This window comes from Pseudobdellovibrionaceae bacterium, from assembly GCA_023898385.1.
In the GTDB taxonomy this organism is placed as follows: Bacteria; Bdellovibrionota; Bdellovibrionia; order Bdellovibrionales; family UBA1609.
This window is the reverse complement of the sequence record CP060220.1, coordinates 3,097,826-3,111,513: the sequence shown is the minus strand read 5'-3', so window position 1 is coordinate 3,111,513 and position 13,688 is coordinate 3,097,826. Positions and strand designations below refer to the sequence as shown.

Annotated in this window: 12 protein-coding genes; 5 read left to right on the top strand and 7 right to left on the bottom strand. The window is 47.0% G+C overall.

The window, feature by feature from the left end; genetic code table 11:
* Positions 1-53: 53 nt before the first annotated feature.
* The 3 genes from H6626_14325 to H6626_14315 all read left to right on the top strand — a co-directional run bounded on the left by H6626_14325 (position 54) and on the right by H6626_14315 (position 3,596).
* On the top strand, positions 54-1,139 hold the full coding sequence (locus H6626_14325; GenBank protein ID USN47344.1) for a hybrid sensor histidine kinase/response regulator: 1,086 nt from the start codon (positions 54-56) through the stop codon (positions 1,137-1,139).
* 98 nt (positions 1,140-1,237) lie between these two features.
* The gene (locus H6626_14320; protein USN47343.1) at positions 1,238-2,500 is read left to right on the top strand and encodes a hypothetical protein; all 1,263 of its coding nucleotides are present in this window, start codon (positions 1,238-1,240) and stop codon (positions 2,498-2,500) included.
* A 1-nt stretch (position 2,501) separates the two neighbouring features.
* A complete protein-coding gene (locus H6626_14315) occupies positions 2,502-3,596 on the top strand; it encodes a CpaF family protein (protein USN47342.1) in 1,095 nt (364 codons plus the stop codon).
* Positions 3,597-3,607: 11 nt separating this feature from the next.
* Here H6626_14315 and H6626_14310 read toward each other — a convergent pair whose 3' ends face one another.
* Complete coding sequence (locus tag H6626_14310) at positions 3,608-4,075, bottom strand: hypothetical protein (protein ID USN47341.1); 468 nt, start codon at positions 4,073-4,075, stop codon at positions 3,608-3,610.
* 131 nt (positions 4,076-4,206) lie between these two features.
* Positions 4,207-6,129 carry an aspartate--tRNA ligase gene (gene aspS / locus H6626_14305; protein USN47340.1) on the bottom strand — a complete coding sequence of 641 codons (1,923 nt, stop codon included), beginning with the start codon at positions 6,127-6,129 and terminating at the stop codon, positions 4,207-4,209.
* On the opposite strand from aspS, the gene H6626_14300 reads away from it, so the two are divergent.
* Together H6626_14300 and H6626_14295 are read left to right on the top strand one after the other, a co-directional pair.
* Entirely contained in the window at positions 6,025-6,366 is a 342-nt protein-coding gene (locus H6626_14300) for a hypothetical protein (protein ID USN49064.1), read from the top strand. The two genes, aspS and H6626_14300, sit on opposite strands and share 105 nt — an antisense overlap.
* Before the next feature lie 21 nt (positions 6,367-6,387).
* On the top strand, positions 6,388-7,353 hold the full coding sequence (locus H6626_14295; protein ID USN47339.1) for an RNA polymerase factor sigma-32: 966 nt from the start codon (positions 6,388-6,390) through the stop codon (positions 7,351-7,353).
* 6 nt (positions 7,354-7,359) lie between these two features.
* On the opposite strand, the gene H6626_14290 is transcribed toward H6626_14295, so the two are convergent.
* Genes H6626_14290 through flhB form a run of 5 tightly spaced genes read right to left on the bottom strand, consistent with a single transcriptional unit; the run spans position 7,360 to position 13,688 of the window.
* Positions 7,360-8,154 carry a FliA/WhiG family RNA polymerase sigma factor gene (locus H6626_14290; protein ID USN47338.1) on the bottom strand — a complete coding sequence of 265 codons (795 nt, stop codon included), beginning with the start codon at positions 8,152-8,154 and terminating at the stop codon, positions 7,360-7,362.
* A gap of 60 nt (positions 8,155-8,214) precedes the next feature.
* Positions 8,215-9,042: a MinD/ParA family protein gene (locus H6626_14285; GenBank protein USN47337.1), complete on the bottom strand. Its 828-nt coding sequence runs from the start codon at positions 9,040-9,042 to the stop codon at positions 8,215-8,217.
* A gap of 8 nt (positions 9,043-9,050) precedes the next feature.
* Positions 9,051-10,532, bottom strand: coding sequence for a flagellar biosynthesis protein FlhF (locus H6626_14280; protein ID USN47336.1), 1,482 nt, complete (start codon positions 10,530-10,532; stop codon positions 9,051-9,053).
* Positions 10,522-12,618 carry a flagellar biosynthesis protein FlhA gene (flhA, locus tag H6626_14275; protein ID USN47335.1) on the bottom strand — a complete coding sequence of 699 codons (2,097 nt, stop codon included), beginning with the start codon at positions 12,616-12,618 and terminating at the stop codon, positions 10,522-10,524. The genes H6626_14280 and flhA overlap by 11 nt, the downstream gene beginning before the upstream one ends.
* 5 nt (positions 12,619-12,623) lie before the next feature.
* Positions 12,624-13,688 (bottom strand): flagellar biosynthesis protein FlhB, encoded by a 1,065-nt coding sequence (gene flhB / locus H6626_14270; GenBank protein USN47334.1) that lies wholly within the window; start codon positions 13,686-13,688, stop codon positions 12,624-12,626.

The following is a 13,688-nucleotide window of genomic DNA, read 5'->3' as shown; positions in this document are numbered from 1 at the left end:
TAAGCTTTAACAATACGCTTAATCCAATTTTAATTGTGGCATGAAATATAGATATGAAACAGTCCATTCTCATTGTTGATGACGAAATTGATAACGTAGATGCGCTCGAGCGGCTCTTTCGTCGGGGATACAATGTGCTCAAAGCCACTTCGGCAGCCGAAGGTCTAGCACAACTTAAAGGGCATCCTGATGTGGCTCTGATCATCAGCGATCAACGCATGCCTGAAATGACCGGCGTTGAAATGTTGAAAAAATCAATCAAGACTCACCCCGACGCTATTCGTATTTTGTTAACTGGTTACACCGATATGGATTCGGTGATTGGCGCCATCAACTCCGGCCAAGTTTATCGCTACCTCACAAAACCCTGGGACCCTGTTGACCTTGTGAATACAGTGGATAAGGCTGTTGAAAAGTTCAATATTCGAAGGGAGCTCAAAGAAAAAAACGATGCTCTTGAGAAGGCCCTGTCAGAGCTTAAAGTTTTAGATGAGGCAAAAAACCAGTTTATGATTCTTATCAACCATGAGTTAAAAACGCCGCTGACTGTGATATCGAGCTTTTTAGAACTTCTCAAAGAAACCTCGCTCGACGCCGATCAAACTCAATATGTAGATCGCATTGGGAAAAGCTCCGATAAACTACATAAAATCATTAATGACGTACTTGAATTGGTTTCCGCTCAAACAGGCCTGACTACTGTTAACGCCCGAAAAACCTCCACTGAAAAATTGCTCTCAGCAGCAGCCCAGCCGTTCTCATCCGCCGAAGATCTGCATTGGCAAATTGATGATTTGAATGTGAAGGCAGACCCTGCAATCGTTCAAAATGTCATCGGCCGCCTTATCGAAAACGCAGTTAAGTTTAGAAAAAAGCAAACCCCCATTTCTGTAACGGCTGAAGCCGAAGGCGAGCACATTCAAATTACAATCACCAATGAAGGAAAGGCCCTAAAGCCGGCCACCATCGAAAAGATTCTTAAGCCCTTTGCTCTGGATGAAAACATCATGCACCACAGCCAGGGATTGGGACTAGGGTTGAGCGTAAGCCAAGCCCTATTGAAATTGCATGGCACCGCCCTTGAAATCACCTGCCCCAAAGGACAAGTGAGAGTTTCTTTTTCGCTTCCGGCCGCGTAGGAATTCTTTTTCGGACTCGCCGGACGCTATTTCCCGTTATTTTTCTTCTGTAATCTTGGCATGAGTTTGCAGCCCATTGAGGTCTACGGAGACCCCTCATGCGTTTATTATTCTTAAATATTCTATGTCTTTTCACTTTCCCAACCTGGGCCCGCCCTCCGGAGCCGTTAATTATGGGAGTTGGCGAGGTCAAGACCTGGCCGATATCCAGATCTGGCGATGTGAGGGTGGGAGATTCTAAAATACTAAAAGTCGTCGATAACGAATCCCACCTTTTGTTGATGGCGAAAAAACCAGGGACCACTCAACTGGTGTTGGCCGATAGGGTTCTCAGTGTGCAAGTGCTCGAAAAAATGACCCTTCAGGTTTTTCACGCCCTTACGCCGCTAGTGAAAGACTTTTTGGGCCTTGAGGTGAGGCTTCGCGACAATAACATCGTTGTGGCCGGTCACCTTTATCGGTTTTCTGATTGGCTAGCACTGGCCGAAAAAGTACCCACAGGCACTTACACCTTCGCTGCCGAGTGCGATGAAGACGTCATTATTGATGCTGAAAATTTCTTTCGAGATGGTTTAGCCGGTTTGGGCGTGCGACATTTTCACTGGAACCGCGAACAAACTGGCAAACTAACAATTTCTGACGAACACTTAAGTCAAAAAGAGCCGCTTCAAAAATATTTTTCGCCCTTCGGCATAAAACTTGAATTCAGTAAATCGCAAATCGAACTCAGGCCACTTATAAAAGTGCAACTAAGAATTGTGGAGACAACCAAGAGCTTTGCCAGTGAATTTGGTTTAACCCCATCGGGTGAAATGACTGTTCAAGTGCTTCCTGAGACTTTAGATGTTTCTGATTTTACGGCCACTGTTAATGCTGAAGAAGGCCATTCAAAGGGGCATCTTGTGGCCTCCCCCTATTTACTCACTCGAAGTGGTGAGCCAGCCAGTTTCCATTCAGGCGGCGAGTTTCCGCTGGTGATTCGAGGTTTTAAATCTAAATCTGTCACTTGGAAGAAACATGGCCTATTGCTCAACATCACTCCCCATGCGGGCACCATGGGCGCCATGACCATTCATATATCGGCCGAACTTTCTAGTCTTGATATGGGACAGGCCTTTGACGGTGTACCGGGATTAAAAACCCATCGCATCGAAACACAATTGAATATGAAATCCTCTCGCACCTTAGCCATTTCAGGTCTTGAACGAACTTCCACCGGTGAAACCCAATTGGGGTTGCGCTGGTTGACTCAAATCCCATTATTGGGTCGCCTCTTTAGCGGACAATTTGATCGCGAAGAAACCACTGAAACTTTGGTCTTTTTAACGCCAGAAATTTTACCCCTTGAAGCGAGTAATTGAAATGCAACAAGCTCCTAACCACCACCTCCTCACCTCCTATCACGAAATACTGAGAAAACTAGAACAGCCCGATAGCCTTCTCAATGAAGAAATCGATGCCGTCGACCAAATACATAAGTCCATTCTCGATACCGACCATCTCACCGCGGACGAAAAAAAACGACTAAAACAAGAAATGACCGGTTATGGACCTCTCGATGAACTCTTAAACCGTGAAGATCTCACTGAGATTATGATCAACGGTCATAATGAAATCTGGTTAGAACAACGTGGTCAAATTCAACGGCACCCAGAAGGCTTTCTTTGCCCTCACAGTTACGAACAGTTTCTGCTGAGAATGTCTAACGAAGCCCAGCTTCAAGCTAACCTGGATCGACCCTTTGCTAACGGCGTTTGGAATCGTTTTCGCGTCCACTTGCTACGACCACCACTGGTCTCTGGAGAAACTCACGTGAGCCTGCGGTATCGACCCCGATCGCCATGGACCCTGCATCGCCTGCAAGACCTAAACTGGGCTGAGCCCGACCGAATTTCGTTCATTAAACGTCTGATTGATACAAAAAAAAGTTTACTCATCGTGGGCCCCACTGGATCAGGAAAAACCGCCGTTCTCAACGCTTGCTTACAACACACGCCGGCCATTGAGAGAACCATTTGCATTGAAGACACTGATGAGATTGTTCTCCCCAACGCCTTGTCTGCAAAACTTCTCACTCGTGTGGATCCGCATGGCCACTTAAGAGATTTTGATCAGTCTGATCTTATCGTACAGTCACTGCGCATGCGCCCGGATCGCATTGTGGTGGGCGAAGTTCGCGGGGGCGAGGCTAAAGATTTGCTTATGGCGCTAGCCACGGGTCACCAAGGCGGGATGGGAACACTGCATGCTGACTCCGCCAGACAAGCTCTCCTTCGCCTAGAGATGCTCATCCAACTCGGAGCCCCTCATTGGAAAATTGAAGCCATCAGACATCTGATTGGTTTGAGTATTCAATACATTATTGTTGTAGAAAAGAGTTTCGGAGAGCGCAAGCTCAAGGGCATACACCGGCTCGCTTCTGTGGAAGCTACCGGTGTGCTTTTAGAAGAAGTTTAACAAATCAACGATCAAACCATTACATCTAAGTATCGGCCTGCAATGGGCTGATCCAAATCAACCTCGGCCTCTGGTTCTTCAATGTACAAACCCACATCCTCAGCATCAACGCCGCCGCTCATTTCAAAACCCTCATCTATTTGTAGGGGTTCGATGGCAGGAGACATTTCATCAATGATCGGCATCTCCAATTCAGTTGACTCCGGCGATGGTGTGGCAAATCGCTTCATAAAAAAACCATCTGTGATTTTTTGAGCGATCGCCGCATCGTTTTGCGACTTCGATCGCGCATCCATGAGTTGGCCGTGAACCGCTGAAGCGGCCTGAGCTGTGGTTGCCCGATTTTGTGAATTTGAAAGCTCCGAAGTCCCGATGGGACGTCCGAAACTGGGCATGCCGGGCCTTGCTGCACCCGCTTCCCGAAGGTCGACGGATTTAATCCTTGATGTTGAGGGTAAAATACCACTAATTTTGTCCATGGCACACCTCCATGTGGCCTGAATACAGCAGGGATTGCTGCTTTCATCATTCTCTTCGGATCAAAATGAGACAATTATGAGAGGACCTAGGACCAGAAATGCGGGGCTACGATCATACAAGCCCCGATAAATCACTTTTCCTTATCAGCGGTTCCAGAGAGTTTTATGCCCACTTCTATGAGCTGCTCCAGGGCCACCGGACTGGGGGCTTCCGACATGAGGCATGTTGCTTTTGCTGTTTTTGGAAAAGCAATCACATCTCTAATGGCATCTGTTCCGCAAAGTATCATCACCAACCGGTCCACACCCCATGCGAACCCGCCATGAGGTGGTGTACCGTAACCCAATGCCTCAACAAAATAGCCAAACTTCAGTTTGACCTCTTCTTCACCCAGACCAAGAGCATTGAACATGGCTTGTTGCACCTCAGGCTGGTGTATCCGCACGGACCCACCACCCAACTCGTGCCCGTTACAGACCAAGTCATAAGCTTTGGCTCTAATTTTTCCAAACTCATTTTCTTTGCCATTAACAAGCACCGAAACATCGTCATCCGCTGTCATTGTAAACGGATGATGTTTAGCAGCCCACCGACCATTGTCCGTGTCGTATTCAAATAATGGAAAATCCGTCACCCATAAAAATCGATCCCGGCTGGTGTCAATGGCTCCCAACTCATGGGACAAATGCGTGCGCAACAACGAGAGGGCGGCACAAGTCACGTCAAATTGGTCAGCAACAACCAGAACGGCTCCACCCGTTTCACCACCTGCTGCCTTAAATATTTCTTGCAACTTTTCAGCACTAAAAAATTTCGACACCGGCGACGTAAGCTCGCCACCTTCGCCTGACTTGATCCACACCAGACCCTTGGCCCCCATTTGCTTGGCTAGTGCTGTGAGTTTATCAAACTGACCGCGCGAATAATTGCCAATGCCCGGCACCGCCAAACCCTTAACCGCATCACCTCGGTCCACCACATCATCAAAGACCTGAAAACCACTACCTTTTACAAGTTCGCCAAGGTCTTTAAGCTCCCAACTCACTCGCAAGTCGGGCTTATCACAACCATATCGGTTCATTGCTTCATAGTAAGAAATGCGCGGGATTTCTCCCAGATCAACGCCCTTGACGGCCTTCCATATCTCTCGAGCCAACAACTCATTCACCGCCATCACATCTTCGGCATCAACAAAACTCATTTCAATATCGATTTGGGTGAACTCGGGCTGACGATCCGCACGCAAATCTTCATCTCGAAAACATCTGGCAATCTGAAAATAGCGATCCATTCCGGCAACCATCAGAAGTTGCTTCAATGTCTGAGGGCTCTGCGGAAGGGCATAAAAGCGACCCAAGTTTACACGGGAAGGCACGAGATAATCGCGGGCCCCCTCCGGCGTACTCTTATAGAGAATGGGAGTTTCCACCTCGATAAACCCTTTGCCCGCCAGAACCTGCCGAACCTTCATTAATGCATTATGTCGAACGATCAGGTGCTGCTGCAGGCGGGGCCGTCGTAAATCAAGATAACGATACTTGAGACGCAGAGGTTCAGAAACCTTTTCATCATCGGGTTGAAAAGGGGGTGTCTTGGCCGCAGAGAGAACCTCACACTCTGTAGCTATTATTTCAACTTCGCCTGTATCTAGGTTTTTATTGATCATTCCCTCAGGCCGCAACTTCACTGTCCCTCTAACAGCCAGAACAAATTCATTGCGCACATCTTTTGCCACTTGAGTGGCCGGACTTGCCGGGTCAAGCACCACCTGCACCAACCCCTGGCGATCACGCAAATCCACAAAAACGAGTCCCCCATGATCACGCCGGGTATCGACCCAGCCCATGAGTACCACCTCTGATTCTGCATGTGCCGGACGCACATCCCCACAATAATGAGTTCGCTTAACATCTTTTACAAAAGCCACTAGTTTACCTCGGAGTTTGTCATGGACAGCCCTATAGAAACAAAGTATGTTTTTGTCATGCCTAAAGTCAAAGTGCAATGTCAGTCTAAGTGTAATGCGGATGAAGCTTTTAAGCGTGTCGCCCATGTTTTAGAAAATGACCCTGACCTGCGTAAACTCGACCCCGGCTACGCCAGTCAATTTAATTCGTCTACCCTTTCTGGCACTGCCTCGGGTAAGATGTTCAAAGCCGATATGAGCGTACAGGCTAATGGCGAAGGTTCCAATGTAGAAATCATTGTGGACTTGCCGATGAAGCTAGCTTTGGTTAAAGGTATGGTAGAAAAGACGCTGAGAAAAAAACTCGACCAAGTCCTTGGCTAACCCATCTAGAGTGCATCCAGGATGAGCCCGCAAAAAAAGATTGGCAAAAAAGATAAGACTCCCAAGGCCGAAGAAATTGAAGTGATAGATCCGGAAGTGATTTTGGCCGATGAATTCACAGAGGCCAAAACAGACGATTCGAAAGCCTTAGCGGCCACTGATCCTACGGCAAGATATTTGGCAGAAGTCCGCCGCTATCCTCTTTTGTCTAAAGAAGAAGAAAATCGACTGGCCGTAAAATATTATGAAACTGGTGATTCAAAAGCGGCCGAAGCCCTGGTCACTGCTAATTTGCGCTTTGTGGTTAAAGTGGCTGCTGAGTATTCAAAGTTTGGGGCCCGCCTGATTGACCTTATTCAAGAGGGTAACCTTGGGCTCATGCACGCGGTTAAAGAATTTAACCCCTACAAAGGTGTGCGATTGATCACCTATGCAGTGTGGTGGATTCGTGGCTACATTCAAGAGTACTTAATGCGCCAATACTCCATGGTCCGCATTGGGACCACCGCCTCCCAAAGAAAACTCTTTTACCAATTGCAGAAAAGCCGCGAAGAACTGGAAAAACTCGGTTACGAAGAAGCCGTAAAAAAACTCAGCAGCAAGTTGGACGTATCTGAAAAAGATGTACGAATGATGACAAAACGAATGTCGGGCCGCGATGTCAGCCTTGATGCGCCTTTGAGGTCTGATAGCAATAGCACTTTTTTAGACCTGCAAGATGACTCAGGCCAAGAGTCCATCGACGACCATCTTGCCCATCAACAAGAGTTGGTCATATTAGAAGAAAACATTGAGGCCGTTCGCCCCACACTCAATGAACGAGAAGAGGAGCTTCTCGATAAACGTCTTTTGGCAGACAACCCACTCACGCTGCAAGAAATAGCCGATCAATATGGAGTGACTCGCGAAGCCGTTCGGCAAATGGAAGCTCGAGTGATTAAAAAGATTCGCGAAAAAATGGACACATCAACAAATTCTGAGATGTGAAGCCCCTTAGCCCGCTTCTAGCTCTTGTTCTTCGATAAAGACCAGCAAACGCGCTCGCAGTCGAGCCACAGCTTGGGCGTGCAATTGCGACACACGACTTTCTGTGACTCTTAAGATGCGACCGATTTCTTTTAGGTTGAGGTCTTCATAGTAGTAAAGTGATAGAACCAAGCGCTGCCGCTCGGGTAATTCTTCGATGGCTCTAGTGACCACACCCTTTATAGATTTGTGGTTTAAGCTATTTAATGGATTTGTGATTTTACAGCCTTCAAGAATGTTCAAAATAGACTTCTTGTCGACGTTACTAAATGTCGTTGAGTCATCAATAGAGAGCACACTCACTGGTCGCACTTCATTGACGAAGTCATAAAATTCTTCCATGTTCATTTCAAGGCGCTGGGCCACTTCTTCATCAGAAGCCATGCGACCAAGGTCGGCCTCAAGCTGGACCATGGTTCTGTCTAGAAGCTTTGCCTTATCTCGAACAGAGCGTGGTACCCAATCCTGAGCTCGAAGTTCATCCAAGATAGATCCGCGAATCCTAAACTCTGCATAAGTTTTAAATTTATTATCCCGGGTAGGATCATACTTATCGATGGCGTCCATTAGACCGATGACACCGCTAGATATAAGGTCATCAAGTTCAATATGGGACGGCAATCGAGCAGCAATTTTCTGCGCAATAAACTTAATCAAGGGAGCGTACTCCATGATTAATCGGTCCTTCTGCTGTGGTGTCAGCTTGCTTGGCTCTTCTTTGTACTTTTTCAACAAAGTAGACGCATTTGAATTTTCTGCCATTGTCCTCACCCCTCACTCAAATTTTATCAAATTGAGATACACCAAAAAAGTCCTATTCTTCTATGCCACCCCAACAATTTGCTCCCAGAAGAACTGCATCCCACCCTTTGTGTGCTCTATATCCTTAAAAACTCTCAATTTTTCCCCTACATTTCGAATCGCTACGGCCGCAGAAGCCTGCGGGGATTTTTCAATAATCAATTGTTGTGACTTTGTTGCCCGTCGTAGCTCTTGGTCCAAGGGAACGAATCCTACGAGATCCAGGCTCACGCATAAAAACTGGCTCACCACATCGCTAAATCGTTGATACAGCCGATTGGCTTCTTGCTGATCTTGCACCATGTTGCAAACAATTGAAAATCGATTCTCCCGGTAACGCTGGTGCAGGACTTTGATCAAGGCGTAGGCGTCAGTGACACTGGATGGGTCCGGAGTGATAATCACCAGCGTTTCTTGAGCTGCCGCATTCAAATATAAGACACTGTCTGCAATTCCTGGTGCTGTATCGATTAGCATATAATCAAAATGCTGCTCAAGCCGACTAACTTGCTCCATCAGCAATCGCTTTTCCATAATATTCAAATCGCTCAAACCAAAAACGCCGCTGCCACCAGGAATGAGCGAAACATTTGGGGCTACCTCGACCACAATGTCTTCCAAAAATTTTCGCCCGCTGATGACATGCTCAACGCTAAAGGCCGTTGCCACGTTGTACATAATATCCAAGTTAGACATCCCTAAGTCTCCGTCGAGCAACAACACCCGGTGGCCTTTTTTTCCTAAGTATTGACCCAGGTTAGCCACCAACGTGGACTTACCTACACCACCCTTGCCTGAGGTTATACTGATGGTTTTGGTAGAGGGTTGATGGCCTATTCTGTGACTCATTGCCGTTGTCATAAAGGGCTGTCCTTTCTCAGTTTGCTTAACTTAAATATCAAATCCACGACTCGTTCTTTAGTTGCGGGCTCGAAGTCTTCAGGCACATTTGAGCCAATTCCAAAAGAATGAAGGGGCACATTAAATTTTCTTTGAAAATTGTAGATGGCGCCATGTTGAGTCGACTCATCCAATCGAGTGAATATCACGTCATCAAACGGAACAAACTTATAGCGACTGGCCACCTCATAGATATCCTGATCCTTTGCCAACAGTGACTGCACGTAGTGAACCCGAGGAGCAAATGACGACGGCGGCATTAGTTCAATAAGAAAATCCAGCTGCCTTTTGTCTCGAAGATTTAATCCTGGCATATCCACCAAAATATAATCTTGAGCCAGCCGGGCCTTTAACACGTCCCAATCCGATTTTTTTCGAACCTCAGCAAAGGGGATATTCAAGATCTGCGCAAAGATCTTTAGCTGTTCTGATGCACCCACCTTGAAGGTGTCGGCCGTCACTATGGCTACCGTCTTTTTCTCGCGAATGACTAAATCGCTGGCAAACTTCACCAAGCTACTTGTTTTGCCCTGGCCGGTGGTTCCAACAAACACATGAAACCGGCCTTGTGTTCTATTTGGCGTGATCAGAGTGTTGTCTAGAAAATACTTAACCACCCAAGCATCCACAAATGGCTTTTTCTTAAGTTGCTCTATGGGCAATGACTCACGGGCTTTCTTTAAGATTTCAGCCGCGTTCTCGCCTGACAAGCCCGCCGATGTGAGTTTTTCAAACATAAAACTCAGCTCATAAGGCAAGCCAAAATCTGCGCCCGGATGGGCGCTGGTAAAAGTCTGTGGCACCCGTTGAAACCGTTCAATCAACCCCTGCAACTGCCACAACTCTCTCTGCAATCGCTCAATCGTTCGATCTTTTTCGTCGCTGTTTCTTGGCGAAACCTGCGCCCTTTCTTCTTCTCGCCCCACCATTCTTTGAACGGCTTTCACGGCATCCAATGTAGCAGAACGAATACGACCTCGCGCAACGTCTCCACCTGAACCGTCAAGCATTGTGCGGTCAGACTGCCGCTCCAACCACGGCAAGCCCGAAAAAGCCGAGTGGGCTTCAATGGCGGATTGAGAACTGCTCTCTTGATGATCATCACCGATGTCTATATAGGGCACTGAGGTCACGGGCTTTCTGTCTGCCTCTGTTCGATAGTTATCGAATACTTTTTCTATGTATTGCTTCTGAACACGCGCCGAGCTTGAAACATATCGGGCTCTTTCTTTTTCAGACAATTTAGTTTCTGCCATTCGCTTTTTCTGCAAAACCTGGTCAGATACCGCAGCCGTCACTTCAACACTTTGCGATCCACCGATGCCAAAACTCTTGGAGTGTTCTCTGGCCGAGAGAATAATCGCCTCTGGTCCCATGTGGGATTTCACAAGATCGAGCGCTTCTTTCATTGATTTAGCTTCAAATTTCTTAACTTGCATGGCTTAACTCCACAAGGCCCACGGAAGTTACGTTCACATCAGAGGCAAGTTCGGTGTGAGCTAAAACTGTTAGTTGTGGGATAAAGCGATGGGTGAGCTTGGCAATATGGCGCCGGGCAGTCGGGCTTGTCATCAATACCGGTTGCCCCGCTATTTCAGGATGACTTTCAATAGTGCTTGATATCTGCATGATCATGTCGTTTGCCGTATGAGGGTCCATCACCAATTGAATGCCTTGTTCTGTTTGAATTAATGAATTGGCAATCTGCTCTTCAATGTAGGGCCCCAAAGACAATACATGTACTGTTCCCTGGTCATCCATAAACCTAGATGAAATGCTTCTTGCCAGAGCCCGACGAACATATTCGGTCAAGGCCTCGGGATCTTTTGTGCGGGTGGAATCATCGGCCAGAGTCTCAAATACTGTGAGCAAATCCCTGATTGAAACCTGTTCCTTTAACAGGTTCTGCAACACTTTAACCACTGTTCCAAAGGGCAGAAGATCAGGTATGAGCTCGTCCACCACTTTTGGATAAGACTTTTTGAAGTTTTCAATGAGCACATCAGCTTCTTGACGACCCAAAAGCTCAAAGGCATGGGCTCGAATGACCTCTGTGATGTGAGTGGCCATCACCGTGGGCAGATCGACCACGGTGTACCCCGCCACTTCAGCTTTTTCTCTTTGACTCTTAGAAATCCACAAAGCATCCAGTCCGAACGCGGGTTCTTTAGTTGGCGTGCCATCAATTATTTGCGAGACATTTCCAGGGTCCATTGCCAGGTAGTGATCCGCACGCAAATGACCGCCCGCCACTCGGTTGCCTTTTATCATTATTCTGTACTCGCCGGGCTCTAACTGAAGATTGTCTCTAATATGAATGCTAGGCACCACTATACCGAGATCTAGAGCAAATTGCTTACGGATGCTCACAATTCTCTCAAGCAGATCGCCAGAGTGTTCTGATTCAACAACGTTGATCAGACCATAGCCCACTTCCAGTTCAACCAAATCTAAAGGAAGTAGGTTTTCGACATTGTCTTTCTTCGGCGTGTTGGCTTCTGCCACTTCACGTTGTTCTTTGGCTTCTCGTTCTTCAATTTGTGACCGATGAATCACCCACGCCACGCCACCCATGATGATCGATATAAGAAAGAAAGGCGTTTTCGGAAGCCCTGGCACCATCCCCAAAAGGCCGATGATCGCACCCACAATGGCTACAGCTCTCGGGTTCAAGAATAACTGGCCGGCCATTTCTTGCCCCATGTGCCGGTCAGAAGTGCTCCGAGTTACGACAGTACCTGCGGCAGTGGATATAATGAGTGCCGGTATCTGACTGACAAGCCCATCACCTATGGTCAACATGGTGTAATTTTGAGCGGCCGTTGAGATATCAAGACCCTTTTGCAACACGCCGACAAGAAGACCGCCAATGATGTTCACTAATGTAATAATAATGCCGGCGATGGCGTCACCGCGAACGAACTTACTGGCACCATCCATGGCTCCATAAAAGTCGGCTTCTTTTTCAATTTCGCGCCGCCGATTTCGAGCTTCTTGTTCCGTTATTAAGCCAGAGTTCAAATCAGCATCAATAGACATTTGCTTACCAGGCATCGCATCCAACGTGAATCGCGCTGCCACTTCAGCCACGCGCCCAGAACCTTTGGTGATCACCACAAAGTTAATCACCACAAGAATGACAAACACAATAAAACCAATCACGTAGTTGTTTCCAACCACAAAACTACCAAAAGCCTTAATCACCTGGCCAACCGCATCGACGCCCGAATGACCTTCGGCCAAGATCAATCTTGTTGATGCTACGTTCAGCGACAGCCTAAACAAAGTAGTCATCAACAACAAACTTGGGAACACACTAAAATCGAGTGGTTTTTTAGTATAAATTGCCACCAAAAGTATTAATAAGGCAATGGTCAATGAAATCGTTAGGGATAGATCCAATATGATCGCTGGAAGCGGTATAAGCATGACGCCCAGAATAGAGATTAACCCCACCGCGACAAAGAGATCGGCGTTCTTTGTGAGGCCCTCAAATCTTTTTAGAAACTGGTACACGCCTTCCATTTAGGCTATTTCCTCTTCCGTTTAAGTTTAAATACGTAGGACAGAACTTCAGCTACTGCCTTATACAGCTCTCGAGGCACAGCCTGGCCAATTTTCAATGTTTTATACATCGTTCGTGCTAGGGGCTTATTTTCAATCACAGGAACTTTGTGTTCTCTGGCCAATTCTTTAATCCGTTCAGCGATAAAACCCGCTCCCATGGCCACCACTTTCGGCGCAACCATTTCAGCGGAGTACTGAAGTGCCACAGCAATATGCGTGGGGTTTGTGATGATTACATCTGCCTTAGGAACCGCTTCCATCATTCGTTTGTTTGCCATTTCTCTTTGTACACGACGAATTCGCGCTTTTATTAATGGATCCCCTTCGCGAGACTTAAGCTCTTCTTTGACTTCTTGTTTAGTCATCTTCATTTGCTGCTCAAGATCCCATTTCTGAAACAAAAAATCCAACCCAGCGAGCGCCACCATAAAAAAGCCCACGCCGCCCATAAGCTTCAAAAGTACCTCACCGAGATAGACAAACATCTGGGGAACTGAATAATTGACCAGCTGAGGAAGAGTCATCACCTCAGACTCAATAACAAGATAGGCAATAAAACCAACAATTATCACTTTAAAAACAGCTTTAATGCCTTCAACCAAAGAACGAAGGCTAAAAATCCGCTTCAGCCCCTGAATGGGGTCCAATCGGTCCAATTTAAACTGCATAGCCTCTTCGTTCTGCAAAAAGCCCACTTGCAAAATTGAAGATGCAAAACTTGCCAGCCACATAAGCCCCATAAATGGAGCCACCATTAAAAACGATTTATCCAATGCAAACTTCATCGCTGGCAGCATCCCGTTATCTCTGGCCGCTAGCGCAATGAAATCATCGAAACTGTGAAAAAATACCTCGTACACCTGAGTAAAAAAGAAGCGTCCTAAAAGCCACACCGCACCCACCGTACCCAGCAGCGCCAAAACACTACCAAGCTCTTTGGTCTGAGCCACTTGGCCACGCTTGCGAAAATCTTCTCTTCGCTGCTGTGTCGCTTCTTCTGTTTTTTCACCCTGATCTGACTCAGCCAT

Bases quoted from the DNA above. Each gene is read 5' to 3' on its own strand.
- H6626_14325 (USN47344.1), top strand. From the start codon at position 54: ATGAAACAGTCCATTCTCATTGTTGATGACGAAATTGATAACGTAGAT.
- H6626_14320 (USN47343.1), top strand. From the start codon at position 1,238: ATGCGTTTATTATTCTTAAATATTCTATGTCTTTTCACTTTCCCAACC.
- H6626_14315 (USN47342.1), top strand. From the start codon at position 2,502: ATGCAACAAGCTCCTAACCACCACCTCCTCACCTCCTATCACGAAATA.
- H6626_14310 (USN47341.1), bottom strand. From the start codon at position 4,075: ATGGACAAAATTAGTGGTATTTTACCCTCAACATCAAGGATTAAATCC.
- H6626_14300 (USN49064.1), top strand. From the start codon at position 6,025: ATGGACAGCCCTATAGAAACAAAGTATGTTTTTGTCATGCCTAAAGTC.
- aspS (USN47340.1), bottom strand. From the start codon at position 6,129: ATGGGCGACACGCTTAAAAGCTTCATCCGCATTACACTTAGACTGACA.
- H6626_14295 (USN47339.1), top strand. From the start codon at position 6,388: ATGAGCCCGCAAAAAAAGATTGGCAAAAAAGATAAGACTCCCAAGGCC.
- H6626_14290 (USN47338.1), bottom strand. From the start codon at position 8,154: ATGGCAGAAAATTCAAATGCGTCTACTTTGTTGAAAAAGTACAAAGAA.
- H6626_14285 (USN47337.1), bottom strand. From the start codon at position 9,042: ATGAGTCACAGAATAGGCCATCAACCCTCTACCAAAACCATCAGTATA.
- H6626_14280 (USN47336.1), bottom strand. From the start codon at position 10,532: ATGCAAGTTAAGAAATTTGAAGCTAAATCAATGAAAGAAGCGCTCGAT.
- flhA (USN47335.1), bottom strand. From the start codon at position 12,618: ATGGAAGGCGTGTACCAGTTTCTAAAAAGATTTGAGGGCCTCACAAAG.
- flhB (USN47334.1), bottom strand. From the start codon at position 13,688: ATGGCTGAGTCAGATCAGGGTGAAAAAACAGAAGAAGCGACACAGCAG.